This is a genomic window from Pseudomonas sp. GW458-11-26-14-LB4 (assembly GCF_059423925.1).
The window spans coordinates 1-22943 of the sequence record NZ_JBWKYU010000001.1 but is presented as its reverse complement, the minus strand read 5'-3'; the positions used below and the strand labels follow the sequence as shown (position 1 = coordinate 22943).

At 59.9% G+C, this 22943-nt stretch carries 23 protein-coding genes and 1 pseudogene; 13 read left to right on the top strand and 11 right to left on the bottom strand.

Annotated features, from left to right (window positions below; genetic code table 11):
• Positions 1 to 98 precede the first annotated feature (98 nt).
• The 4 genes from AC07XZ_RS00120 to trpE all read left to right on the top strand — a co-directional run bounded on the left by AC07XZ_RS00120 (position 99) and on the right by trpE (position 4401).
• A complete protein-coding gene (locus AC07XZ_RS00120; protein ID WP_085746580.1) occupies positions 99 to 1247 on the top strand; it encodes an iron-containing alcohol dehydrogenase in 1149 nt (382 codons plus the stop codon).
• Positions 1248 to 1361: 114 nt separating this feature from the next.
• On the top strand, positions 1362 to 2036 hold the full coding sequence (gene rpe, locus AC07XZ_RS00115) for a ribulose-phosphate 3-epimerase (RefSeq protein WP_007918813.1): 675 nt from the start codon (positions 1362 to 1364) through the stop codon (positions 2034 to 2036).
• Positions 2033 to 2851, top strand: a complete 819-nt coding sequence (locus AC07XZ_RS00110; protein WP_039768095.1) for a phosphoglycolate phosphatase — start codon at positions 2033 to 2035, stop codon at positions 2849 to 2851. Before rpe ends, AC07XZ_RS00110 begins: the two co-directional genes overlap by 4 nt.
• A 71-nt stretch (positions 2852 to 2922) precedes the next feature.
• A complete protein-coding gene (gene trpE, locus AC07XZ_RS00105; protein WP_102685682.1) occupies positions 2923 to 4401 on the top strand; it encodes an anthranilate synthase component I in 1479 nt (492 codons plus the stop codon).
• Between the two features lie 69 nt (positions 4402 to 4470).
• On the opposite strand, the gene estP is transcribed toward trpE, so the two are convergent.
• Positions 4471 to 6381 carry an esterase EstP gene (gene estP, locus AC07XZ_RS00100; RefSeq protein ID WP_102685681.1) on the bottom strand — a complete coding sequence of 637 codons (1911 nt, stop codon included), beginning with the start codon at positions 6379 to 6381 and terminating at the stop codon, positions 4471 to 4473.
• Between the two features lie 403 nt (positions 6382 to 6784).
• On the opposite strand from estP, the gene AC07XZ_RS00095 reads away from it, so the two are divergent.
• From AC07XZ_RS00095 to AC07XZ_RS00080, 4 genes are all read left to right on the top strand, one after another.
• Positions 6785 to 7378 carry an aminodeoxychorismate/anthranilate synthase component II gene (locus tag AC07XZ_RS00095; protein WP_007956309.1) on the top strand — a complete coding sequence of 198 codons (594 nt, stop codon included), beginning with the start codon at positions 6785 to 6787 and terminating at the stop codon, positions 7376 to 7378.
• Between the two features lie 9 nt (positions 7379 to 7387).
• Positions 7388 to 8437, top strand: a complete 1050-nt coding sequence (gene trpD / locus AC07XZ_RS00090; protein ID WP_039768098.1) for an anthranilate phosphoribosyltransferase — start codon at positions 7388 to 7390, stop codon at positions 8435 to 8437.
• Complete coding sequence (trpC, locus tag AC07XZ_RS00085) at positions 8434 to 9270, top strand: indole-3-glycerol phosphate synthase TrpC (RefSeq protein WP_102685680.1); 837 nt, start codon at positions 8434 to 8436, stop codon at positions 9268 to 9270. Before trpD ends, trpC begins: the two co-directional genes overlap by 4 nt.
• A gap of 95 nt (positions 9271 to 9365) precedes the next feature.
• The gene (locus AC07XZ_RS00080; protein ID WP_011336191.1) at positions 9366 to 10064 is read left to right on the top strand and encodes a lipoate--protein ligase family protein; all 699 of its coding nucleotides are present in this window, start codon (positions 9366 to 9368) and stop codon (positions 10062 to 10064) included.
• 10 nt (positions 10065 to 10074) lie between these two features.
• Here AC07XZ_RS00080 and crp read toward each other — a convergent pair whose 3' ends face one another.
• The gene (crp, locus tag AC07XZ_RS00075; RefSeq protein ID WP_011336190.1) at positions 10075 to 10719 is read right to left on the bottom strand and encodes a cAMP-activated global transcriptional regulator CRP; all 645 of its coding nucleotides are present in this window, start codon (positions 10717 to 10719) and stop codon (positions 10075 to 10077) included.
• A 236-nt stretch (positions 10720 to 10955) separates the two neighbouring features.
• On the opposite strand from crp, the gene AC07XZ_RS00070 reads away from it, so the two are divergent.
• Both AC07XZ_RS00070 and speD read left to right on the top strand, forming a co-directional pair.
• On the top strand, positions 10956 to 11378 hold the full coding sequence (locus AC07XZ_RS00070) for an OsmC family protein (protein ID WP_003228794.1): 423 nt from the start codon (positions 10956 to 10958) through the stop codon (positions 11376 to 11378).
• A 237-nt stretch (positions 11379 to 11615) separates the two neighbouring features.
• Positions 11616 to 12410, top strand: a complete 795-nt coding sequence (gene speD, locus AC07XZ_RS00065; protein WP_007956315.1) for an adenosylmethionine decarboxylase — start codon at positions 11616 to 11618, stop codon at positions 12408 to 12410.
• Positions 12411 to 12472: 62 nt separating this feature from the next.
• Here speD and coq7 read toward each other — a convergent pair whose 3' ends face one another.
• The 6 genes from coq7 to hemJ form a co-directional block, all read right to left on the bottom strand.
• Complete coding sequence (coq7, locus tag AC07XZ_RS00060) at positions 12473 to 13120, bottom strand: 2-polyprenyl-3-methyl-6-methoxy-1,4-benzoquinone monooxygenase (protein WP_007956317.1); 648 nt, start codon at positions 13118 to 13120, stop codon at positions 12473 to 12475.
• 107 nt (positions 13121 to 13227) lie between these two features.
• Complete coding sequence (locus AC07XZ_RS00055; RefSeq protein WP_007956318.1) at positions 13228 to 13566, bottom strand: histidine triad nucleotide-binding protein; 339 nt, start codon at positions 13564 to 13566, stop codon at positions 13228 to 13230.
• An 80-nt stretch (positions 13567 to 13646) separates the two neighbouring features.
• Positions 13647 to 14435 (bottom strand): SDR family NAD(P)-dependent oxidoreductase, encoded by a 789-nt coding sequence (locus tag AC07XZ_RS00050; protein ID WP_007956321.1) that lies wholly within the window; start codon positions 14433 to 14435, stop codon positions 13647 to 13649.
• A gap of 61 nt (positions 14436 to 14496) precedes the next feature.
• Entirely contained in the window at positions 14497 to 15447 is a 951-nt protein-coding gene (locus AC07XZ_RS00045) for a DUF805 domain-containing protein (protein ID WP_102685679.1), read from the bottom strand.
• A 70-nt stretch (positions 15448 to 15517) separates the two neighbouring features.
• Positions 15518 to 16486 carry an NAD(P)H-dependent flavin oxidoreductase gene (locus AC07XZ_RS00040; RefSeq protein WP_102685678.1) on the bottom strand — a complete coding sequence of 323 codons (969 nt, stop codon included), beginning with the start codon at positions 16484 to 16486 and terminating at the stop codon, positions 15518 to 15520.
• A gap of 33 nt (positions 16487 to 16519) precedes the next feature.
• Positions 16520 to 16948, bottom strand: coding sequence for a protoporphyrinogen oxidase HemJ (hemJ, locus tag AC07XZ_RS00035; protein ID WP_011336184.1), 429 nt, complete (start codon positions 16946 to 16948; stop codon positions 16520 to 16522).
• 135 nt (positions 16949 to 17083) lie between these two features.
• Between hemJ and argC the strand changes: the two genes are divergently transcribed.
• Together argC and erpA are read left to right on the top strand one after the other, a co-directional pair.
• Positions 17084 to 18118 carry an N-acetyl-gamma-glutamyl-phosphate reductase gene (gene argC, locus AC07XZ_RS00030; protein WP_011336183.1) on the top strand — a complete coding sequence of 345 codons (1035 nt, stop codon included), beginning with the start codon at positions 17084 to 17086 and terminating at the stop codon, positions 18116 to 18118.
• Between the two features lie 168 nt (positions 18119 to 18286).
• The gene (gene erpA, locus AC07XZ_RS00025; protein ID WP_003228776.1) at positions 18287 to 18637 is read left to right on the top strand and encodes an iron-sulfur cluster insertion protein ErpA; all 351 of its coding nucleotides are present in this window, start codon (positions 18287 to 18289) and stop codon (positions 18635 to 18637) included.
• A gap of 72 nt (positions 18638 to 18709) precedes the next feature.
• Here erpA and AC07XZ_RS00020 read toward each other — a convergent pair whose 3' ends face one another.
• Both AC07XZ_RS00020 and AC07XZ_RS00015 read right to left on the bottom strand, forming a co-directional pair.
• The gene (locus AC07XZ_RS00020; protein ID WP_085746573.1) at positions 18710 to 19801 is read right to left on the bottom strand and encodes an anhydro-N-acetylmuramic acid kinase; all 1092 of its coding nucleotides are present in this window, start codon (positions 19799 to 19801) and stop codon (positions 18710 to 18712) included.
• Between the two features lie 3 nt (positions 19802 to 19804).
• The gene (locus AC07XZ_RS00015; RefSeq protein WP_102685677.1) at positions 19805 to 21229 is read right to left on the bottom strand and encodes a peptidoglycan DD-metalloendopeptidase family protein; all 1425 of its coding nucleotides are present in this window, start codon (positions 21227 to 21229) and stop codon (positions 19805 to 19807) included.
• A 210-nt stretch (positions 21230 to 21439) separates the two neighbouring features.
• Here AC07XZ_RS00015 and tyrS point away from each other — a divergent pair, with 210 nt between their 5' ends.
• Positions 21440 to 22639, top strand: a complete 1200-nt coding sequence (tyrS, locus tag AC07XZ_RS00010; RefSeq protein WP_011336180.1) for a tyrosine--tRNA ligase — start codon at positions 21440 to 21442, stop codon at positions 22637 to 22639.
• 122 nt (positions 22640 to 22761) lie between these two features.
• Here the strand turns inward: tyrS and AC07XZ_RS00005 are convergent.
• Positions 22762 to 22943 (bottom strand): annotated as a pseudogene (locus tag AC07XZ_RS00005) (hypothetical protein); the annotation flags it as partial.

Below are 22943 nucleotides of genomic sequence, written 5' to 3'. Positions count from 1 at the left end.
TGTTCCTGCTTCAGTCATTCACACCCTGAATACCAGACAACCCGAATTCCCCAGCTACGCTTGTGCTCAGCTCCCACATCTATAAGAGGCTGCGCACGATGAGTCTTTCCTCGTTCAAGATCGCTCACAAACTGATCACCGGCGCCGGGGCCATCGAGCAACTGGCGGCCGAGCTCACCCGACTGGATATCGACAACCCGCTGATCGTTACCGATGCCGCGCTGGTCAAGTCCGGCACGGTAGAGCTGGCGCTGGCGCAGATCGGCGAGCGTGAATATGAAATCTTCGACCGCGTGTTGCCCGATCCGGAAATCGCCATCGTCGAAGACTGCATGCGCGTCTATCGCGAAGGCGGGCATGACGGTCTGATCGGCCTCGGGGGCGGCAGTGCCATCGACATCGCCAAGAGCGTCGCGGCTTACGCCGGTTATCACGGTGCACTGGAGGATCTGTTCGGCGTCGATCAGGTGCCGCGCAAAGGTCCGCCGCTGATCGCCATCCCGACCACGGCCGGCACCGGTTCCGAAGTGACCAACGTCGCCATCCTCTCGGACAAGGTCGCCCAACTGAAGAAAGGCATCGTCAGCGATTACCTGTTGCCGGACGTGGCGCTGGTCAGTCCGCAGATGACCCTGACCTGCCCGCGCAGTGTCACCGCCGCCAGTGGCGTCGATGCGCTGGTGCATGCCATCGAATCCTATCTGTCACTGAATGCCTCGCCGATCACCGATTCGCTGGCCATCGGCGCGATCAAGTTGATCGCCCGGTCATTGCCCAAGGCCTACGCCAACCCGTCCAACCTGCAGGCCCGGGAAGACATGGCCACCGCCAGCCTGATGGCCGGCATGGCGTTTGGCAATGCCGGGGTCGGCGCGGTGCATGCGCTGGCGTATCCGCTGGGCGGGCGCTTCAACATTGCTCACGGGGTCAGCAATGCGCTGTTGCTGCCGTATGTCATGACCTGGAACAAGATGGCCTGCGTCGAACGGATGCAGGATATCGCCGAAGCCATGGGGGTGAAGACCGCTCATCTGAGTCTCAATGAAGCGGCCGATAGCGCCGTCGCGGCGATGACCGAACTGTGCGCAGTGGTGGAAATTCCGCTGGGCTTGCGCAGTTTCGGGGTGCCCGAAGAGGCGATCCCGGCCATGGCCGTAGAGGCCGCAGGCATCGAGCGCCTGATGCGCAACAACCCGCGCAAGCTCAGCGCCGCCGACATCGAGAAGATCTACCGGGCGGCGTACTGAGAACCCGCCGGTCATCGGTCATGGCACAACCCAATCATCGCGGTCACGGTGCGCGCGCGGAAACTTGAGGTATACAATGCGCGCCATCGTGATTTAGCTCAGAAAAGGTGCGTCATGCAGCCCTTCGTTATTGCTCCGTCGATTCTCTCCGCCGACTTCGCCCGCCTGGGCGAGGAAGTGGACAACGTTCTGGCCGCCGGTGCCGACTTCGTTCACTTCGATGTCATGGACAACCACTATGTGCCGAACCTGACCATCGGCCCGATGGTCTGCGCCGCGCTGCGCAAGTACGGCGTGACCGCGCCGATCGACGCGCACCTGATGGTCAGCCCGGTGGATCGCATCGTCGGCGACTTCATCGAGGCCGGCGCCACCTACATCACCTTCCACCCGGAAGCCACGCTGCACGTCGATCGCTCGCTGCAACTGATCCGAGAAGGCGGCTGCAAATCCGGCCTGGTGTTCAACCCGGCGACCCCGCTGGACGTGCTCAAGTATGTGATCGACAAGGTCGACATGGTCCTGCTGATGAGCGTCAACCCGGGCTTCGGCGGGCAGAAGTTCATCCCCGGCACCCTCGACAAGCTGCGCGAAGCGCGGGCGATCATCGATGCTTCGGGCCGTGACATCCGCCTGGAAATCGACGGCGGCGTCAACGTCAACAACATCCGTGAAATCGCTGCCGCCGGCGCCGACACCTTTGTGGCCGGCTCGGCGATCTTCAACGCGCCGAACTATCAGGAAGTCATCGACAAGATGCGTTCCGAACTGGCGCTGGCTCGCCCATGAGCGGTTTTGAGCAGCTGTTCCCGGGGCAACTGCCGCGGTTGGTGATGTTCGATCTGGATGGCACGCTGATCGATTCGGTACCCGACCTGGCGGCGGCGGTGGATAACATGCTGCTCTCCCTCGGGCGCAAGCCTGCCGGTATCGAGTCGGTGCGCGAATGGGTCGGCAACGGTGCGCCGGTGCTGGTGCGCCGCGCGTTGGCCGGCGGCATCGATCATTCCGCCGTGGATGACGTCGAAGCCGAGCATGCGCTGGAGGTGTTCATGGAAGCCTACGGCGCCAGCCATGAGCTGACCGTGGTCTATCCCGGCGTGCGCGACACCCTGAAATGGCTGCACAAGCAGGGCGTGGCCATGGCGCTGATCACCAACAAGCCGGAGCGCTTCGTCGCGCCGCTGCTGGATCAGATGAAGATCGGCCGCTACTTCAAGTGGATCATCGGCGGCGACACCCTGCCGCAGAAGAAGCCTGACCCGGCGGCGCTGTTCTTTGTCATGAAGATGTCCGGTATCCCGGCCTCGCAATCGCTGTTCGTCGGCGATTCGCGCAGCGACGTGCTGGCGGCGAAAGCGGCGGGGGTCAAATGCGTAGGGCTGAGTTATGGCTACAACCATGGCCGGCCGATTGCCGAGGAATCCCCGGCGCTGGTGATCGACGATCTGCGCAAGCTAATTCCCGGTTGCCTGGATACGGCCGCTGAGATAACGTTGCCCGACGCTTCTCAATCCCCTTCTGGAAACGCCATCGTGGTGGTCACCCGCAAACTCTGGATGAAAGTCATCAAGGCCCTGGCCCGCTGGCGTTGGCGCGCCTGACTTGTTCCTGGCCGGCCTGCCGGCGCGTTTGCACACCTGACTGATTTGCCCCTCACACCACGAGGCACCCTATGATCCGCGAAGAATTCCTGCGTCTGGCCGCTGACGGCTATAACCGCATTCCGCTGGCCTGCGAAACCCTGGCCGACTTCGACACCCCGCTGTCGATCTACCTGAAACTGGCCGACCAGCCCAACTCCTACCTGCTCGAATCGGTGCAGGGCGGCGAGAAATGGGGCCGTTACTCGATCATCGGCCTGCCGTGCCGCACCGTGCTGCGAGTTCACGATCATCACGTGAGCATCACCGTCGATGGTGTCGAGACCGAAAGCCATGACGTTGAAGACCCGCTGGCCTTCGTCGAAACCTTCAAGGCCCGCTACAACGTGCCGACCATTGCCGGTCTGCCGCGCTTCAACGGCGGTCTGGTGGGGTACTTCGGTTACGACTGCGTACGTTATGTAGAAAAGCGCCTCGGCAAATGCCCGAACCCGGATCCGCTGGGTGTGCCGGATATTCTGCTGATGGTCTCCGATGCGGTGGTGGTGTTCGACAACCTCGCCGGCAAGATGCACGCGATCGTGCTGGCCGACCCGGCGCAGTCCGATGCCTACGAGCAGGGCCAGGCGCAATTGCAGCAACTGCTGGAAAAACTGCGTCAGCCGATCACCCCGCGTCGTGGCCTGGATTTCAGCAAGCAGCAGGCGGCCGAGCCGGTGTTCCGCTCCAGTTTCACCCAGGATGACTACGAAAAAGCCGTCGACACCATCAAGGAATACATCCTCGCCGGTGACTGCATGCAGGTCGTGCCGTCCCAGCGCATGTCGATCGACTTCAAGGCGGCGCCGATCGATCTGTACCGCGCACTGCGTTGCTTCAACCCGACGCCGTACATGTACTTTTTCAACTTCGGCGACTTCCATGTTGTCGGCAGTTCGCCGGAAGTGCTGGTGCGGGTCGAAGACAACCTGATCACCGTGCGCCCGATTGCCGGCACCCGCCCTCGCGGGGCCACCGAAGAGGCGGACGTGGCGCTGGAAGAGGACCTGCTGTCCGACGACAAGGAAATCGCCGAGCACCTGATGCTGATCGACCTCGGTCGCAACGACACCGGACGCGTTTCGGAAATCGGCTCGGTGAAACTCACCGAGAAAATGGTCATCGAGCGTTATTCCAACGTGATGCACATCGTGTCTAACGTCACCGGTCAGTTAAAGACCGGGTTGACGGCGATGGACGCGCTGCGGGCGATCCTGCCGGCGGGCACTTTGTCGGGCGCGCCGAAGATCCGTGCGATGGAAATCATCGACGAGCTGGAGCCGGTCAAGCGTGGCGTGTATGGCGGCGCGGTCGGGTACTTCGCCTGGAACGGCAACATGGACACCGCGATTGCGATCCGTACCGCCGTGATCAAGAACGGCGAGCTGCACGTGCAGGCCGGTGGCGGCATCGTCGCCGACTCGGTGCCGGCGCTGGAATGGGAAGAAACCATCAACAAGCGCCGGGCGATGTTCCGCGCTGTTGCGCTCGCCGAGCAAACCCCGGACTGAGTGATTGCTGATTCAGCCAAAAAAAACGCGGCGCCTGTGAGGGCGCCGCGTTTTTTTATGGCCTGCGAATCAGAAGTCGAGTGCTACGCCGACGTTGACCCCTTGCTGGGTGAAGTCGTCATCCTTGCGGATGTCGTAGCTGGCGCGCAATGCCAGATCCTTGGTGAGGTTGTGGCTCACGCCCAGGTTCAGGCGGTTCAGGTTGGTTTGAGGGGCGTAGCCGGCCAAGGTGTAGCGGTTGTTCGGCAGGCTGTTGAGGTTCATCGTCACATTCTGGGTGTCGTCGTTGTACTCGCGCTCATGGGCCAGCTCGCCGAACACCTGGGTCTGCGAGGTGATCTGGTACTTGCCCTGGATCCCGAGACCGAGACGGCGGGAGATGCGCGACTGGTCATCGAACGTCAGCGCGGTGGAGTCGGCGCCGTTTTCCGAGTAACCATCGACTTCAACCTTGGCAAAGTCAGCACTGACGAATGGCGACAGGTGCCATGGGCTGCTCGCTTCTGGCGCAATGTCGTAACCCACGCGTCCGCTGAAGGCCAGAACATAGCCGTCGGTATCGCCTTTCTCGCCGCGTTCGTTGACCCCCAGCTGGAATTTGCGTTTGAGGCTGTCGTAATCCAGATGCCCGGCGGTCACGGCGGCGTCACCCCACCAGCGGTTCTGCTGGTACTGGGCGAACGCGGTGCCCAGATAAGTGTTCAGCTTGTAGTCCGAGTCGTTGTCGCCGGCTTCGAGCTTCTGATTGTAGAAACCGGCCGCGACTCCCACACGCCAGGCGTCGTTGAGACGGTAGCTGCCGCCGATGTTCAGGTTGTAACCGTTGCCGTCTGCGCTCGCGCCGCTGCGCTGGCTGTCGAAGTCCTGATGCTGGCCGCCGCCGGCGACAATCGCCCGCCATTGGCCAACGGCCTGCCAGTTTTCCCAATCTGCCAGCCACTGGTTGCGCAGTTCATCCTGATGCGAGCGCAGGGTACCTTGGGCCATTTGCGGCAACAGGGTCGCTTCCCATGGCGCGGCCAGCAGCGAGTAGGCGTAATCGGCAATCAGGCGCTGCCCGGCTTCTGTCGGGTGGACGGCGTCGTTGTAGATCAGCTTGGTCGGATCCGGGGTGGCGCTGTTGATCCCGTACCGCGCGTTCTCCGTGCAACTGTTGCCGCTGAAGCAGGTACCGACCAGATTCTGGTCAGTGGCGAGGCCGAACTGCGCCGGATTGGCGAATGCCTCTTTGAGCAGAACCGGGACGTTCAGCGGGATGACGTTGGCATTGACACTCTGCAACTGGCTGACCAGTTCGGTGTTGAACTGGGCGCTGAGTTGCGAGGTGAAGGCTTGTAGCGGCGAGCCGTTGATGGCCGGGGTCAGGCCGATGTCCGGCAACAGCCAGACCATAATGTAGCGGGCGCCGGCGCCTTGCAGCGTGCGGACGCTGTCGACCAGTCGATCGGCGGCGGCATTAGCCTGCGGAAGACTGGTGACGCGGCCCTGTAGGAAATCGTTACCGCCCCCGGTCAGGTAATACAGGGCATTCGGGTCCGCGCGGAAACCGTTCGACGGCAGATAACCGGCTCGGGTGCGTTCGCCGGTGGCGGACTGGCTGGTGATCGAGTCGAGAATCTGGTCGGTGCGGTAACCGCCGACGGCCCAGTTGTTGCCATCCGGCAAGCCTTGATCAGGGCGTACGGTAGAGGACGAAGCGGCGGTCTGGTCTGGGGTGAAGCCGAGGCGGCCACCGAGCAATTGGGTGGCGTTGAGCGAGTAGAACTCACCGCTGCCGTCCTGATAGTTCGGGCCCGTGCGGTTGGTGAAGCGTTTGCCCGACCCGGCGGGGCCGCCGCTGTCGGTGAAAGTCCCCGCATCGCTCAGGCTGTCGCCGAAGACCACGAAATTCGAATAAGGATTGGGTGCGGCGTTCGCCTGGGCGCAGGCCATCGCGAGCAGGCATCCGGCGAGCGGTACAAACAACGTCTGTTTGATCATGAGCAAGTCCGTTTATTTATTGTTGTAGTGAACGAAACGACAGTACCAAAAACTTCCGGCGATTTGCCATCGGTCGTCAACCCTCCCATTGTTTTATCCCCCACGGCCCCGGCCATATTGCACGCTCCGCCCAGCTAAGTTACTGTGCCGAAACGTATGAACGAGACCTTCCCCGTGTTGATCACCAGCAAACTTCTGGATCAAGTCATCAAGGCACACGCCCGCTGGCGTTGGCGCGCCTGAATCTATTCTGCCGGCCCCGCCGGATCTGTATCGCTTTGCCTTCCTTGCCCGTTTGAAATGCCGCTGTGCCGACGCGACCTGCGCGTCTGACCGTGTGCAGCGCCCTGGCAAGTCATCCGAAGGCTGTCTTCAAGTCAGAATTCAAGAGGTTCGAAACGCCATGTTGCTGATGATCGACAACTACGACTCCTTTACTTACAACGTTGTGCAATACCTCGGCGAGCTGGGTGCCGAGGTCAAAGTGGTGCGCAACGACGAACTGACCATTGCCGAAATCGAAGCGCTCAACCCTGAGCGGATCGTCGTATCCCCTGGCCCGTGCACACCGACGGAAGCCGGCATCTCCATCGAAGCCATCAAGCATTTCGCCGGCAAACTGCCGATCCTCGGCGTCTGCCTCGGTCACCAGTCCATCGGCCAGGCATTTGGCGGCGATGTCGTCCGCGCCCGGCAAGTGATGCACGGTAAGACTAGCCCGGTATTCCATGAGGACAAGGGCGTGTTTGCCGGTCTGAACCGTCCGCTGACCGTCACCCGCTATCATTCCCTGATCGTCAAACACGAAACGTTGCCCGACTGCCTGGAACTGACCGCATGGACCCAGCACGATGACGGTTCGGTCGACGAAATCATGGGCCTGCGTCACAAGACCCTGAACATTGAGGGCGTACAGTTCCACCCGGAATCGATCCTCACCGAACAGGGCCATGAACTGTTCGCCAACTTTCTCAAACAAACCGGCGGCACGCGCTAAGGACTTTCCATGAATATCAAGACAGCCCTGAGCCGTATCGTCGATCACCTCGACCTCAGCACCGATGAAATGCGCGACGTGATGCGCGAAATCATGACCGGCCAATGCACTGACGCGCAGATTGGCGCGTTCATGATGGCCATGCGCATGAAGAGCGAGAGCATCGACGAGATCGTCGGCGCCGTGTCGGTGATGCGCGAGCTGGCGGACAAGGTCGAACTCAAGACCCTCGACGGCGTGGTCGATGTGGTCGGCACCGGCGGTGACGGGGCAAACATTTTCAACGTGTCGACCGCGTCTTCCTTTGTGGTCGCCGCAGCTGGCTGCACCGTGGCCAAACACGGTAACCGTGCAGTGTCGGGCAAGAGCGGCAGTGCCGACTTGCTGGAAGCCGCCGGCATCTACCTCAACCTGACCCCGGTTCAGGTGGCGCGCTGCATCGATAACGTCGGCATCGGCTTCATGTTTGCCCAGACTCACCACAAAGCCATGAAATACGCCGCCGGCCCGCGTCGCGATCTCGGCCTGCGTACCCTGTTCAACATGCTCGGCCCGCTTACGAATCCGGCCGGTGTGAAGCATCAGGTGGTGGGCGTGTTCACCCCGGCGCTGTGCCGGCCGTTGGCTGAAGTCTTGCAGCGTCTGGGCAGCAAGCACGTGCTGGTGGTGCATTCGAAGGACGGTTTGGACGAGTTCAGTCTGGCGGCGCCGACTTTTGTCGCCGAGCTGAAGGACGATCAGATCACCGAATATTGGGTCGAGCCGGAAGATCTGGGCATGAAGAGCCAGAGCCTGCACGGCCTGTCGGTCGAAGGCCCGGAAGCGTCGCTGGCGCTGATCCGCGATGCACTCGGCAAGCGCAAGACCGAGAACGGCCAGAAGGCTGCCGAAATGATCGTGCTCAATGCCGGTGCGGCGCTGTACGCCGCCGACCTGGCGACAAGTCTGAAAGAGGGCGTGGCACTGGCCCACGACGCTCTGCACACCGGTCTTGCTCGGGAGAAACTCGAGGAGTTGGGTGCCTTTACCGCGGTATTCAAAGTGGAGAATGAGGGATGAGCGTACCGACGGTTCTGGAAAACATTCTGGCCCGCAAGGTTCAGGAAGTCGCCGAGCGTAGTGCTCGTGTGAGCCTGAGCGAGTTGGAAAGTCTGGCCAAGGCGGCCGATGCACCCCGTGGTTTTGCCCAGGCATTGCTGGCGCAGGCCAAGAAGAAACAACCGGCAGTGATCGCCGAAATCAAGAAGGCGTCGCCGAGCAAGGGCGTGATCCGCGAGAACTTCGTTCCTGCCGATATCGCCAAAAGCTACGAGAAGGGCGGGGCGACCTGCCTGTCGGTGCTGACCGACATCGACTACTTCCAGGGCGCCGATGCCTACCTGCAACAGGCCCGCGCTGCCTGCTCGCTGCCGGTGATCCGCAAAGACTTCATGATCGATCCGTACCAGATCCTCGAGGCCCGTGCCTTGGGCGCCGATTGCGTGCTGCTGATCGTCTCCGCACTGGATGACGTGAAAATGGCGGAACTGGCGTCGGTCGCCAAAGACGTCGGCCTCGATGTGCTGGTGGAAGTGCACGACGGCGATGAGCTGGAGCGCGCGCTGAAAACCCTCGACACGCCGCTGGTCGGGGTCAACAACCGCAACCTGCACACTTTTGACGTCAGCCTGGAAACCACCCTCGACCTGCTGCCGCGCATTCCGCGCGATCGTCTGGTCATCACCGAGAGCGGCATCCTCAACCGTGCCGATGTCGAACTGATGGAAATCAGCGATGTTTACGCGTTCCTGGTCGGCGAAGCATTCATGCGCGCCGAAAGCCCGGGCATCGAACTGCAGCGTCTGTTTTTCCCTGAGCGCGGCGTTCCGGTGAGCGGTTCGACCCTCGACTGATCAAGTCTTCGCAGGCGCCCGTCCACTGTGGGAGCGGGCTTGCCCGCGAAGGCGGCATAAGATTCACCTCAGACTCAACGTCCTATGGAAACCTTATGATCCCCACTTCCCTGACCATCGAAGCCGGCCTGCAAGCCGAACAGGATCTGCTGGCCTCGGTCTGCGCTGGTGATGCCGAATTTGGCTTGCTGTTCTGGCAACCCAGCGATCGCGCGCTCGTCATGCCACGCCGTTTGAATCGCTTGCCCGGATTCGATCACGCCTGCGAAGTCTCCGCTGCTGCCGGCTGGCCGGTGTTGCTGCGTGAGACCGGCGGCGAACCTGTTCCGCAATCGGCGTCGACCATCAACATTGCGCTTGTCTACGCGCCGCCTCGCAGCGAAGGCGATCTGAACCGCATCGAAACCGGTTACCGGCGGCTGTGCGATCCGATCTGTGAGTTGCTGGATGAGTTGGGTGGCACTTCGTCGCTGGGTGAAATCGACGGTGCGTTCTGCGACGGTCGCTTCAACGTCAATCTCGACGGTCGCAAGATGGTTGGCACCGCTCAGCGCTGGCGCCAGAGTCAGGGTGGTCAGCGTCCGGTGGGGTTGGTGCACGGGGCGATGCTGGTGGATGACGAACGTGAGTCGATGGTCGCGGCGGTCAACCGCTTCAACGAAGCATGTGGTCTGGAGCAACGGGTACGTGCCGCCAGCCACATCGCTCTGCATGAGAAATTCCCGGCGCCCCATGCACTGGCGCGTCTCGATGAACTCTTTCGTTTGATGCTGGCGCAGATCTACGCCGGTTGAGCTTTGGAACTCAGCGGGTGCCGAAGACCACCATGGTCTTGCCTTTCACATCCACCAGGTTGCGTTCCTCAAGATCCTTGAGCACGCGACCGACCATCTCTCGTGAACAACCGACAATCCGGCCGATTTCCTGACGGGTCACCTTGATCTGCATGCCGTCCGGGTGAGTCATCGCGTCCGGTTGTTTGCACAGCTCCAGCAAACAGCGAGCGACACGGCCGGTGACGTCGAAGAACGCCAGGTCGCCGACCTTACGGGTGGTGTTGCGCAGGCGTTGTGCGATTTGTCCGCTGAGGACGTAAAGAATGTCTGGGTCCTGTTGCGACAGTTCGCGGAACTTGGCGTAGCTGATTTCCGCGACTTCGCATTCAACCTTGGCCCGCACCCAGGCGCTGCGCTGCTGTTCCTGGCCGGCTTCTTCGAACAGACCCAGCTCGCCGAAGAAGTCCCCGGCATTCAGGTAGGCGATGATCATCTCGCGGCCGTCGTCGTCCTCGATCAGGATCGTGACCGAACCGCGGATGATGAAGTACAGCGTGTCGGAGCGATCCCCGGCGCAGATGATGTTGCTCTTGGCCGCGTGACGGCGGCGCTGGCAATGCATCAGCAGCTTGTCGAGGTTCTTGATTTTGGGTGTGGGGGTAATACCAACCATGGTTGTATCCCGAAAAGACTGCACGGTTATATTTGGTTTTTATATGAGGCGCTGAGACGGTCGCTACACAGTCTGGCGAAGGCGCCAGTGAATTGGCGCCAGCTTACCAGACACTTCGTCGAAATTTCGAGAAATCACCTACGTTAAAGGTGCATCCGTCCCAGGAACATGCTCGCTGTCCGGGCAGGGCCCTGTGCTAAGCTGGCGACCCTTTTTTCTACAGTGGAGTCTTGGCGATGAAGGCACGCATCCAATGGGCTGGCGAAGCCATGTTCCTCGGCGAATCCGGCAGCGGTCATGTCGTGGTCATGGACGGTCCGCCGGACGCCGGTGGTCGTAACCTGGGTGTCCGCCCGATGGAAATGCTCCTGCTGGGTGTTGGTGGTTGCAGCAACTTCGACGTGGTCAGCATTTTGAAGAAGTCCCGTCAGGCCGTTGAAAGCTGCGAAGCCTTTCTGGAAGCCGAGCGCGCGACCGAAGATCCGAAAGTGTTCACCAAGATCCACATGCACTTCGTGGTCAAGGGCCGTGGCCTGAAAGAAGCCCAGGTCAAACGCGCCATCGAACTGTCTGCCGAGAAGTATTGCTCGGCCTCGATCATGCTCGGCGCAGCTGGCGTAGCGATCACCCACGACTACGAAATCGTTGAACTCGGCTGAGCCGACATTCAACTATCATAAAAGCAGTGCAGACTCTGGCGATCCCCCGCTGACGTCTGCATAATGCGCCACTTTTTTCAGGGCCGTGATCAGTCAACCGACGGGTCATCCGCCTGAACAGATAACCAAAATCGCCATCGCGAAGAGGTGTTAACCGTCCTACGCAGGTGCGTTGTTCGCACTTGACGGGCATGCTTGATCACGCGGCCGTGCCGCATACATAGAGAGTTTTTAACGGTGAAAAGCAAACTCAAGCTCCACGGGTTCAATAACCTGACAAAGACCTTGAGCTTCAACATCTATGACATCTGCTACGCGGAAACCCCGCAAGACCAGCAGGCTTACGTCGAGTACATCAATCAAGAGTACAACGCCGAACGCCTGACGCAGATCCTCACGGAAGTTGTCGAAATCATTGGTGCCAACATTCTGAACATTGCGAGTCAGAACTATGAGCCTCAGGGTGCCAGCGTCACGATTCTGATCTCGGAAGAGCCGGTGACCCCGACCGAAAGCCAGATCGAAGAATCCCCGGGCCCGTTGCCCGAAATCATCCTGGCCCACCTCGACAAGAGCCACATCACGGTGCACACCTACCCGGAAATCCATCCGGACGCCGGTATTGCGACTTTCCGTGTGGACATCGATGTGTCGACCTGTGGTGTCATTTCACCGCTCAAAGCGCTCAACTTCCTCATTCACCAGTTCGATTCGGACATCGTGACCGTGGATTACCGTGTGCGCGGCTTCACCCGTGACGTTGAAGGCAACAAGCATTTCATCGACCACGAGATCAACTCGATCCAGAACTACCTCTCCGAAGACACCCGCGACGCGTACCAGATGACCGACGTGAACGTGTATCAGGAAAACCTGTTCCACACCAAAATGCTGCTGAAGAACTTCGAACTGGACAACTACCTGTTCGGCGATGCCACCAGCAATCTGTCTTCCGAGCAACGTGCTCAGGTGACCGAGCGTGTGAAACACGAAATGCTGGAAATCTTCTACGCGCGCAATATGCCGAGCTAAGAAATCCGGGCACAAAAAAAAGGCGACTGCTTTGCGGCAGTCGCCTTTTTTGTGGGCGTTTTTCAGATCCGGTAAGTGCTCTTGGTCATCACTTTGGCCAACAGGCTCATGCCGAACTTCACCGGCGCCGGGAAGCGGAAGCCGCCGGCCTCCAGTGCGCTTTCCGCGTGATGTTCTTCATCTATGCGCATCTGCTCCAGAATTGCCCGGGATTTTTCGTCCTCGGCCGGCAGTTGCTCCAGATGCTCGTTCAAATGCTTGCACACCTGATGCTCGGTGGCGGCAACAAATCCGAGGCTGACCTTGTCGCTGATCAGCCCGGCGACTGCGCCGATGCCGAACGACATACCGTAGAACAGTGGGTTGAGCACGCTGGTGTGGCTGCCCAGCTGGTGAATGCGCTGTTCGCACCAGACCAGATGATCGATCTCTTCTTCGGCCGCATGCTCCATGGCCTCGCGCACCTGCGGCAGCTTGGCGGTCAGCGCCTGGCCTTGATACAACGCCTGGGCGCAGACTTCACCTGTGTGGTTGATGCGCATCAGGCCGGCGACGTGGCGGGTGTCTTCATCGCTCATCTGCACATCGGGCTGCACGATTGCCGGCGACGGACGGTACGGCTGGCCGCTGAAGGGCAGCAAGGTACGCATCGCGGCATCGGCTTGCAGCAGAAGACGATCAATGGGCGAGTAGTGACGTTGGGTAGTCATGCTGACCTCCGGGAAGAATCTCGGCGGCCAGTTTAACCGAATCGGCCGGGGAAGGTTTGCGCTGGGTCATGTGGGAGCAGGGCGCTCCCACCGATCTGCGGGTTCAATCAGCCCGGCGGCCAGTTCATCTGGCGTTGACCGAGTACGTGCATGTGAATGTGGTAGACCGTCTGCCCGCCCATTTCATTGCAGTTCATCACCACCCGGAAGCCTTCCTCGCAACCCAGTTCCAGCGCCAGACGCTGGGCGGTGAACAGGATATGCCCGGCCAGTGCCTTGTCGTCTTCGGTCAGGTCGTTGAGGGTACGCACCGGTTTCTTCGGGATCACCAGAAAATGCACCGGTGCCTGTGGGGCGATGTCGTGGAACGCCAGAACCTGGTCGTCCTCGTAGATGATCTTCGCCGGAATTTCCCGGTTGATGATCTTGGTGAACAGAGTATCCACAGCTGTTTTCTCCGTTGTGTGAGCTGGGCTGAGTGTACCCACGGAGGATCACCACGCCCAGCCATTTGCCTGTCGGCCCTTCAGCGAGGGCAGTAAGCTTTGTTGACCATGCCGACGATGGTGCGGTTGAGCCAGCGCGAACCGAGCCGAGGCAGAAAGGCGAACCAGCGGTTTCGGCGTCCGGGAATGATGATCGCGCGGTTTTTCTCCAGGGCGCGCACGGTATACAGCGCGACCTCCTCGGGACTCATCAGCAGTTTGCTGGCGTTGAGTTTGTCGTTGTTCAGTTGTGCGGTTCTGAAGAACGCGGTGCGGGTCGGGCCGGGGCAGAGCACCGACACCTTGACCGCACACTTCTTCAGTTCCACCCGCAGTGCTTCCGAGAAATGCAGTACATACGCCTTGCTGGCGTAGTAGGTGCTCATCCACGGCCCGGGGTTGAAGGCTGCCACCGACGCGACGTTGAGAATCTGCCCGCCGCCCTGCAACGCCATGCTGTTGCCGATGGCATGGCAAAGGCGGGTAAGGGCGAGGATGTTCACTTCGATCAGGTCCTGTTCGGTCATCCAGTCCTGGGCCAGGAACGGGCCGCAAGTACCGATGCCGGCGCAATTGACCAGCAGATCGATTTGGCGATCGCCTTCTTCAAGCTCCAGCAGAAAACCGGACAGGCGCAGCGGCTCGCCAAGATCACAGGCGCGGAACAGCACTTCCACGCCGAAGCGCTGGGTCAGTTCAATCGCAATGCTTTCCAGCTGATCACGCTGGCGAGCCACCAGAATCAGGCTGCGGCCACGGCGCGCCAGGGCTTCGGCCATGGCCAGGCCAATGCCGCTGGAGGCGCCGGTGATCAGAGCGTAACGGGTCATGCAAATCTCCATCGCAACAGCGCCGCGCCGTGGACGCAGGTGTCACGGCGGGGAGCGTTGTTCATTCTTTCGCCGAGTCTACAGGGGCGAGGGTGGCTTCGGCTGCATCGTCTGCCGAATTCGCGGTGGGCTCGACTTCCACATCGATTTCATCGGTGGTCACCGAGCCGCTCTCGTAGCTGCTTTCAAGACTGCTTTCGTATTCCTGCTGGATGGCGGTAATCCCGCCCAGCATGCCGCCCATGAAAAACAGCCCGATAAACACGATCCACAAAGAGCACAGCACTTTGACTGCCGTGCTGTTCGGCGGAGGCGGTGGGCCATAGCGATTGGCGCCGGTATTGCCCGGCACGACCATGATCACCAGCGGGAAGAAGCTCCCCACGAACGGCACCAGCGTCAGCAGCCAGAGCCAACCCGACCAGCCGATATCGTGCAGGCGCTGAATGCTGAACAGGATCCCGACGATCGCGAAGGCCAGAAACAGGAAGAAGGCGAGGAGACCGCCGATGATCAGGCCGGTCGTCGAGTCGGCGCTCACCAGGCCCAGACCGATCAGCGCGAACACGCTGACGATTGGCAGGGCTACCAGGCTCAACACCATCGACCATGCCAAGTAACGCAAGCGGCCGATCCGGCCTTCAACGCTGAACGGTTTGAGAGGTGCGAATGCCGGCAGGTTTTCACCGACGACGGCGCGAGGCGGCGCATAAGGCGAGTCAGGCTCCGCAACGGCGGCGCTTTGTTCGTGGACATCCGACAGGTTCAGTTCGATGGGTGTTTCCGTTTCGATCCGGGCATCGATCCCGGTCTTGCCCAGCGCTTGCAGGTAGGTCTGCGCATCGCTGTGGGACAGATTACGCTTGAGCGCGACGGTGCGGCCATTGAACAGGCGCTCGATGGCGGCGACATCGCTTTTGAACAGATCGGCCAGGTTGAGCTTGGCCGTGGTGATATCGACGCCGGGCTGGAGCGCGCCGTCGAAAACGATCTTGTAACGGGGTTCGCTCATGGCCGAGGCATCCTTGTCGCGAGATAAATTGAGTCTAAGGCCAGTCAGACAGCGACTGGACGGGTTTCATTCAACGTGGCCAGCGTTTCGGCAGTTGTGCTGCGTGCTCCAGGGCCTGGCGGTATTCGGTATCGAGACGCGCCACCAGTTGATCCACGCTTGGCAGATCGTCGATCTGGCCTACGCCCTGACCCGCCGACCACACGGTTTTCCAGGCCTTGGCTTCGTCGTTGATCGGCTTGAGCTTGTCGCCGAAATTCACTTCGCCCTTGCCTTGCAGGGCGGCCATGTCGAAACCGGCGGCCTCCAGGCTTTGGCGCATGAAACTGGCCGGTACACCGGACACGGCAGGAGTATGAATGATGTCGGCGGCTTTGGCAGTCAGCAGCATCTCCTTGTAAGCGTCAGGCGCATGACTTTCAGTGGTGCCGATAAATCGCGTGCCGAAGTAGGCCAGATCCGCGCCGAGCAGTTGTGCGGCGAGAATCTCATGCCCATGGTTCAAACATCCTGCAAGCAACAGGGTTTTGTCGAAGAACTCGCGGATCTCGGCGATCAGCGAGAACGGGCTCCAGGTCCCGGCGTGCCCACCGGCACCGGCCGCGACGGCGATCAAGCCATCGACACCGGCCTCGGCGGCTTTCTCGGCATGGCGGCGGGTCGTCACGTCGTGGAAGACCAGGCCGCCGTAGCTGTGCACGGCGTCTACCACTTCCTTCACGGCACCAAGACTGGTGATGACGATGGGGACTTTGTGTTCGACGCAGATGTTCAGGTCCGCCTCCAGACGTGGATTGCTCTTGTGAACAATCAGGTTCACGGCATAAGGCGCCGGGTTCTCCAGTGTCGCCAGTCCCGCTTCGATCTGCTCCAGCCAGGCCTTGAATCCGCTGCTTTCGCGTTGATTCAGCGCCGGAAAGCTGCCGACCACGCCGTTACGGCAGCACGCCAGCACCAGTTCAGGATTGGAGATCAGAAACATCGGTGCTGCCACTACGGGCAGACGCAGACGTTGTTCGAGCAGAGCGGGCAGCGACATCGGAAGTACCCCGGAAAGTTGTATTTGTTGAAGTTAGAACGGCTTGACCACGACCAGAATTACGATAGCCAGCAATAGCAGAACCGGTACTTCATTGAACCAGCGATAAAAGACATGGCTGCGGGTATTCTCGCCACGGGCAAAGCGTTTTACCTGCGCGCCGCACATGTGGTGGTAACCGATCAACAGCACGACCAGGGTCAGTTTGGCGTGGATCCAGCCACCGCTGCTGAAGATGCTCGGGTTCAGATAGATCAGCCAGCCACCGAAGATCAGCGCGGCGATCATTGCCGGGCCCATGATGCCGCGATAGAGCTTGCGCTCCATGATGCTGAAGCGTTCCTTGCTGATCGTGTCTTCACTTTGCGCGTGATAAACGAACAGTCGCGGAAGATAGAAGAGGCCGGCAAACCAGCACACGATGCTGACGATATGCAGCGCTTTGATCCACAGATAGAGCATTTTGGGTTATTCCCTGATTCACGGTAGGCCCGATAGTAGAGGCTTGAGCGTCCGCACGTCACCTTGGCGGTTGTCGCAGGGGCGCGCGGCCCCTATTATCGACGGCTTTCCAGTGGGTTCGTTGAGGGCAGGTTTATGGTCAAGGTCGGTATCGTCGGCGGCACGGGTTACACCGGTGTCGAACTGCTGCGTCTGTTGGCACAGCATCCGCAGGCAGAAGTGGTAGTGATCACTTCCCGATCCGAGGCCGGTCTGGCCGTGGCTGATATGTACCCGAACCTGCGCGGTCACTACGACGGTCTGGCATTCAGCGTGCCGGACATCAAGACGCTGGGCGCTTGCGACGTGGTGTTCTTCGCCACTCCGCACGGCGTTGCCCACGCACTGGCAGGCGAATTGCTGGCGGCCGGCACCAAGGTCATCGACCTGTCGGCAGACTTCCGTCTGCAGGACGCCGATGAGTGGGCCAAGTGGTACGGCCAGCCGCACGGCGCGCCGGAGTTGCTGGACGAGGCGGTTTACGGTCTGCCGGAAGTCAATCGTGAGCAGATCAGGAAAGCACGTCTGATCGCGGTGCCGGGTTGCTACCCGACCGCGACGCAGCTGGGTTTCCTGCCGTTGCTTGAAGCGGGTATTGCCGACGCTTCGCACCTGATCGCCGACTGCAAGTCCGGTGTCAGCGGTGCCGGTCGTGGCGCTGCCGTAGGCTCGCTGTACTCCGAGACGTCGGAAAGCATGAAGGCTTATGCGGTGAAAGGTCACCGTCATCTGCCGGAAATTCGCCAGGGACTGCGTCGTGCCGCAGGCAAGGATGTCGGTCTGACTTTTGTGCCGCACCTGACGCCGATGATCCGTGGCATTCACTCCACGCTCTACGCGACCGTGGTGGATCGCTCGGTGGATCTGCAGGCGTTGTTCGAGAAGCGTTATGCCAATGAGCCGTTCGTCGACGTGATGCCGGCTGGTAGCCATCCAGAAACCCGTAGTGTGCGTGGCGCCAACGTCTGCCGCATCGCGGTTCACCGCCCGCAGGATGGTGATCTGGTGGTAGTGCTCTCGGTGATCGACAACCTGGTCAAGGGCGCGTCGGGTCAGGCGGTGCAGAACATGAACATTCTGTTCGGGCTGGATGAGCGTTTGGGCCTGTCCCACGCCGGCATGCTGCCGTAACGACTGATCTTGCTTGGCAAAAAGGCCCGTTTGACGGGCCTTTTTGCATTCTGGTCGGCTGATCAGCTTTATTGATATACCGTAACAATAGTTGACCGATTTTCTAGGACAAGCGGATAATGCGCGTCATCACGCATTATGGCGGCGTAACGCCGGGAGAAAGTCAGCATGAGCGTCGAATCCTTCACCCCCACGGCTTTGCAATTCACTCAAGGTGCCGCGCACAAGGTGAAGAGCCTGGTCGATGAAGAGGGGAATGATCGCTTGAAGCTGCGCGTATTCGTTACGGGCGGCGGTTGTTCAGGGTTTCAGTACGGCTTCACCTTCGATGAAGATGTGGCCGAGGACGACACCATCGTCGAGCGCGAAGGCGTCAGTCTGGTGGTCGATCCGATGAGCTTCCAGTATCTGGCGGGTGCCGAGGTGGATTATCAGGAAGGTCTGGAAGGTTCGCGTTTCGTGATCAAGAACCCGAATGCCACCACCACTTGTGGTTGCGGCTCCTCGTTCTCGATCTGATCGCGCTTCAACGTACACAATAAAACGCCGCAGAACCTCACGGTTCTGCGGCGTTTTGTTATCTGCGATTTGTCAGTTGGGGTAGATGGCGCCGAGCACGCGCAAGCCTTTGGCGCCGGTGACGCTCGGGCGATTGGCGGCGATGCCCTCCAGACAGCAGTGGGCCAGCCAGGCGAAGGCCATGGCCTCGACCCAGTCCGGATCGACGCCGTGGGTCGCGGTACTGGCGACTTTGGCGTTGGGTAGCAGGTCGGCCAAGCGCTTCATCAGCGTGGCGTTGTGGGCACCGCCCCCGCAGACCAAGATCTCTTCGGTATTCGATTGAGCGCTTTGCAGCGATTCGACGATTGTCAGCGCCGTCAGTTCGAGCAGTGTTGCCTGTACGTTTTCGGGTGCGAAACCGGGCAGGCGCGACAGTTGCTGCTCCAGCCAAGGCAAGTTGAAGACTTCGCGACCGGTGCTCTTCGGGCCTTGTGTCACGAAAAACGGATCGCTGAGCAGGGCTTTCAGCAGGGTAGGCTCAACCTTCCCGCTGGCTGCCCACTGCCCGTTTCGGTCGAAGTTCTCGCCCCGTTGCTGATGAATCCAGGCGTCCATCAGCACATTCCCCGGCCCGCAGTCGAAACCGGCTACAGGCTTGTTCGGCTCAATCAGACTGAGATTGCTGAAACCGCCGACATTCAGGACCGCGCGGTTGCCGGTACGCTCTTCGAATAACGCTTCATGGAAGGCCGGAACCAAAGGGGCGCCCTGGCCGCCAGCGGCCACATCGCGACTGCGGAAATCGCTGACGACGGTGATACCGGTCAGTTCAGTGAGCAGGGCGGGGTTGCCGATCTGTACGGTGAAACCACGCGCCGGCTCGTGGCGAATAGTCTGGCCGTGGCTGCCGATTGCGCGAATGGCTTCAGGCTTGAGCTGTTGCCGTTCGAGAAGGGTATGGATCCCTTGCGCGGCGAGCTTCACCCAGTTCTGCTGGGCAATCGCCGAACGGGCGATCTCGTCAGGGCCGCTGGCGCACAAGCCAAGCAGCTCGGCGCGCAGGGTTTCAGGCATGGGGATGTAGTGCGTGGCGATCAGGTTGATCGCCGAGGATTGCTCGATCAGGGCGATGTCCAGCCCGTCGAGACTGGTGCCGGACATCACTCCGATATAAAGAGCCATGGCTTAACGCTTGCTCGAAGCCAGCATGGTGGCTTTTTCCTGGTCCATGCGAGCCATCAACGGCTGGCTCTGTGCCAGGAAGCGGGCGCGTTCGGATTTGGCGATCGGGTCGGCCATCGGCAGCTTCTGGCCCAGTGGATCGACGTGGACACCGTTGACCTGGAACTCATAGTGCAGGTGCGGGCCGGTGGACAGGCCGGTGGTGCCGATGTAACCGATCACCTGGCCCTGTTTGACGGTGCCGCCGGTCTTCACGCCCTTGGCGAAGCCCTGCATGTGGCCATACAGCGTACGGTAAGTGTTGCCGTGCTGGATGATCACGGTGTTGCCGTAACCGCCGCGACGGCCGGCCAGCAGCACTTTGCCGTCGCCGGCAGCCTTGATCGGCGTACCGCGTGGAGCGGCATAGTCGACGCCTTTGTGGGCGCGGATCTTGTTGAGGATCGGGTGTTTGCGCCCCATGGAGAATTTCGAGCTGATGCGGGCGAAGTCCACCGGTGTACGGATGAACGCCTTGCGCATGCTGTTGCCATCGGCGGTGTAGTAGCTGCTGTTGCCCTGCTTGTTGGTGTAACGCACGGCAGTGTAAGTCTTGCCGCGGTTGGTGAAACGGGCGGACAGGATCGGACCGTTGCCAACGGCTTTGCCATTGACCACTTTCTGTTCATAGATGACATCGAACTCGTCGCCCTGACGGATATCCTGAGCGAAGTCGACGTCGTAGCCAAACACGCTGGCCATATCCATGGTCAGGCTGTGGGACAGGCCTGCGCGGGCGGCGGACTGCGACAGCGAGCTGTTGATCACACCGTGCACGTAGGCGGTGCGAACAGTCGGTTTGGCGGTAACGCGGTTGAACACATAACCCTTGTCGTTCTTGGTCAGGGTGATGGTTTCAACGTCGCTGACCTTGCTGTGCAGGTTGGTCAGCTGGCCTTGTGGGTTCAATTCGAATTCGAGTTTCTGGCCATGTTTGAGCTGGCTGAACTGCTTGGCTTGTTTGTCGCTGGCCAGCACTTCATGCACAGCCGCGGCCGGGAGACCGACTTTCTCGAACAGTGTAGAAAGCGTATCGCCCTTGGAGACGATCACTTCCCTGTGATTTGGGGCCTTCTTTTCTTCAGCTACCGGTGTCGGCGCTGGTGCGGCCTGAGCGGTTTCCTGCGTCTCTTCGGCGCTGTTTTCGATCTGCGCGAAAGGAGAGGCTACGGATTCGTTTGTGGCTTGAGCCGCCTCGGCAGCGTCTTGATCTTGTGTCAGTTGTTCAGCAGGACTTTCCAGTTCAAGGCTCAGCGTTGTCTTTTTGGCTTCAACATCACTGGATGGAAACACCAGGAGCGCCAGGCTGAGAAGGGCGGCGATCCCACTCGCGGCGAGCAGGTGGGTCTTCGGGTAAAGCGGTGGCGCTTTAGACGGTTCAGTGGTCATAAGTAATTTGACTTTGAAAAAGATGAATTGGAAAAGATGAATGACATGATGAAGATGAAATAACTGTATAAAATATAACCAAATCATCCCTGAAGCAAGTCTGCGGACGCCCTGTCTGTGGATTGGCGTCCGTGCGCCGGGCAAAACTTGTATTTGGTGCGCGATCTTGTATGGTTGGTTCCCTTTGAATCTGAGCCTTGCGGGTCTGTTATGAAGTCGGTTGAAGAGCAGCTAGCGCTGATTAAACGTGGTGCGGAAGAACTGTTGGTCGAGTCCGAGCTGATCGAAAAGCTCAAACGTGGCCAGCCGCTGCGAATCAAGGCCGGCTTCGATCCAACTGCGCCGGATCTGCACCTTGGTCACACTGTGCTTATTAATAAGCTGCGCCAGTTCCAGGAACTGGGGCATCAGGTGATCTTCCTTATTGGTGATTTCACCGGAATGATCGGTGATCCGAGCGGCAAGAGCGCCACACGTCCTCCGTTGACCCGTGAGCAGGTTCTGGAAAACGCCGAGACCTACAAGACTCAGGTGTTCAAGATTCTTGATCCGGCGAAAACCGAAGTCGCGTTCAACTCCACCTGGATGGATCAGATGGGGCCTGCGGACTTTATTCGTCTGACTTCGCAATACACCGTTGCCCGTATGCTCGAGCGTGACGACTTCGACAAGCGCTACACCACCAATCAGCCGATCGCCATTCACGAGTTCCTCTATCCGCTGGTGCAGGGTTATGACTCGGTTGCTTTGCGCGCTGATGTGGAGCTGGGTGGTACCGATCAGAAGTTCAACCTGCTGATGGGGCGTGAGCTGCAGCGTGGTTATGGTCAGGAGGCGCAGTGCATCCTGACGATGCCGCTGCTTGAAGGTCTGGATGGCGTGAAGAAAATGTCCAAGTCGTTGGGCAACTACGTCGGTATTCAGGAAGCGCCAGGTGTCATGTATAGCAAACTGGTTTCGATTCCCGATGCGTTGATGTGGCGCTACTTCGAGTTGCTCAGCTTCCGTTCGATGGATGAGATCAATGCGTTCCGTGCTGATGTAGAGGCGGGCGCTAATCCTCGCGATATCAAGATCAAGCTGGCCGAAGAGATTGTCGCGCGCTTCCATGGTGAAGAGGCTGCGGCCAATGCTCACCGTGGCGCGGGTAACCGTATGAAGGACGGTGAGTTGCCGGATGATCTGCCAGAGGTCGAGCTGACTGCTGCCGAGGATATGCCGATTGCCGCTGTCCTTAATAAGGCAGGTCTGGTGAAGAACTCGGCAGCTGCACGTGATCTGCTGGCTTCCGGTGGTGTACGTGTAGATGGTGAGGTGGTTGATCGCTCCTTTATATACGTACTGGGCGCGACTCACGTTTGCCAGGCCGGCAAGAAGGCTTTTGCACGGATTACGCTGAAATCTGAGTAAAGTTGAAATAAGGGGTTGACGGCGAATTCCAGAGGTCTATAATTCGCCCCACTTCCGGCGCAGACGAAACGGAAAACTCCTTGAGATTCAATGAGTTAAGTAGGTTTCGAAGGCGGGTCGCTTCAGTTCATCGAAGCCTGGGAGGAGTTGGAAATGCCGGTTTGTCTGGCGCTTTCAACGGTTCGATCTTCTCGGTCGAAAGCGGAGAAAAAGAGGTGTTGACAGCAGCGTGTAACGCTGTAGAATTCGCCTCCCGCTAACGAGAGATCGGAAGCGCAAGTGGTTGAAGTTGTTGAAGAAATCT

Bases quoted from the DNA above. Each gene is read 5' to 3' on its own strand.
- trpD (WP_039768098.1), top strand. From the start codon at position 7,388: ATGAATATCAAGACAGCCCTGAGCCGTATCGTCGATCACCTCGACCTC.
- AC07XZ_RS00045 (WP_102685679.1), bottom strand. From the start codon at position 15,447: ATGAGCGAACCCCGTTACAAGATCGTTTTCGACGGCGCGCTCCAGCCC.
- AC07XZ_RS00020 (WP_085746573.1), bottom strand. From the start codon at position 19,801: ATGGCTCTTTATATCGGAGTGATGTCCGGCACCAGTCTCGACGGGCTG.
- AC07XZ_RS00095 (WP_007956309.1), top strand. From the start codon at position 6,785: ATGTTGCTGATGATCGACAACTACGACTCCTTTACTTACAACGTTGTG.
- hemJ (WP_011336184.1), bottom strand. From the start codon at position 16,948: ATGCTCTATCTGTGGATCAAAGCGCTGCATATCGTCAGCATCGTGTGC.
- AC07XZ_RS00070 (WP_003228794.1), top strand. From the start codon at position 10,956: ATGAAGGCACGCATCCAATGGGCTGGCGAAGCCATGTTCCTCGGCGAA.
- AC07XZ_RS00080 (WP_011336191.1), top strand. From the start codon at position 9,366: ATGATCCCCACTTCCCTGACCATCGAAGCCGGCCTGCAAGCCGAACAG.
- erpA (WP_003228776.1), top strand. From the start codon at position 18,287: ATGAGCGTCGAATCCTTCACCCCCACGGCTTTGCAATTCACTCAAGGT.
- AC07XZ_RS00120 (WP_085746580.1), top strand. From the start codon at position 99: ATGAGTCTTTCCTCGTTCAAGATCGCTCACAAACTGATCACCGGCGCC.
- coq7 (WP_007956317.1), bottom strand. From the start codon at position 13,120: ATGACTACCCAACGTCACTACTCGCCCATTGATCGTCTTCTGCTGCAA.
- AC07XZ_RS00015 (WP_102685677.1), bottom strand. From the start codon at position 21,229: ATGACCACTGAACCGTCTAAAGCGCCACCGCTTTACCCGAAGACCCAC.
- AC07XZ_RS00110 (WP_039768095.1), top strand. From the start codon at position 2,033: ATGAGCGGTTTTGAGCAGCTGTTCCCGGGGCAACTGCCGCGGTTGGTG.
- argC (WP_011336183.1), top strand. From the start codon at position 17,084: ATGGTCAAGGTCGGTATCGTCGGCGGCACGGGTTACACCGGTGTCGAA.
- trpE (WP_102685682.1), top strand. From the start codon at position 2,923: ATGATCCGCGAAGAATTCCTGCGTCTGGCCGCTGACGGCTATAACCGC.
- rpe (WP_007918813.1), top strand. From the start codon at position 1,362: ATGCAGCCCTTCGTTATTGCTCCGTCGATTCTCTCCGCCGACTTCGCC.
- AC07XZ_RS00040 (WP_102685678.1), bottom strand. From the start codon at position 16,486: ATGTCGCTGCCCGCTCTGCTCGAACAACGTCTGCGTCTGCCCGTAGTG.
- tyrS (WP_011336180.1), top strand. From the start codon at position 21,440: ATGAAGTCGGTTGAAGAGCAGCTAGCGCTGATTAAACGTGGTGCGGAA.
- trpC (WP_102685680.1), top strand. From the start codon at position 8,434: ATGAGCGTACCGACGGTTCTGGAAAACATTCTGGCCCGCAAGGTTCAG.
- AC07XZ_RS00050 (WP_007956321.1), bottom strand. From the start codon at position 14,435: ATGACCCGTTACGCTCTGATCACCGGCGCCTCCAGCGGCATTGGCCTG.
- crp (WP_011336190.1), bottom strand. From the start codon at position 10,719: ATGGTTGGTATTACCCCCACACCCAAAATCAAGAACCTCGACAAGCTG.
- estP (WP_102685681.1), bottom strand. From the start codon at position 6,381: ATGATCAAACAGACGTTGTTTGTACCGCTCGCCGGATGCCTGCTCGCG.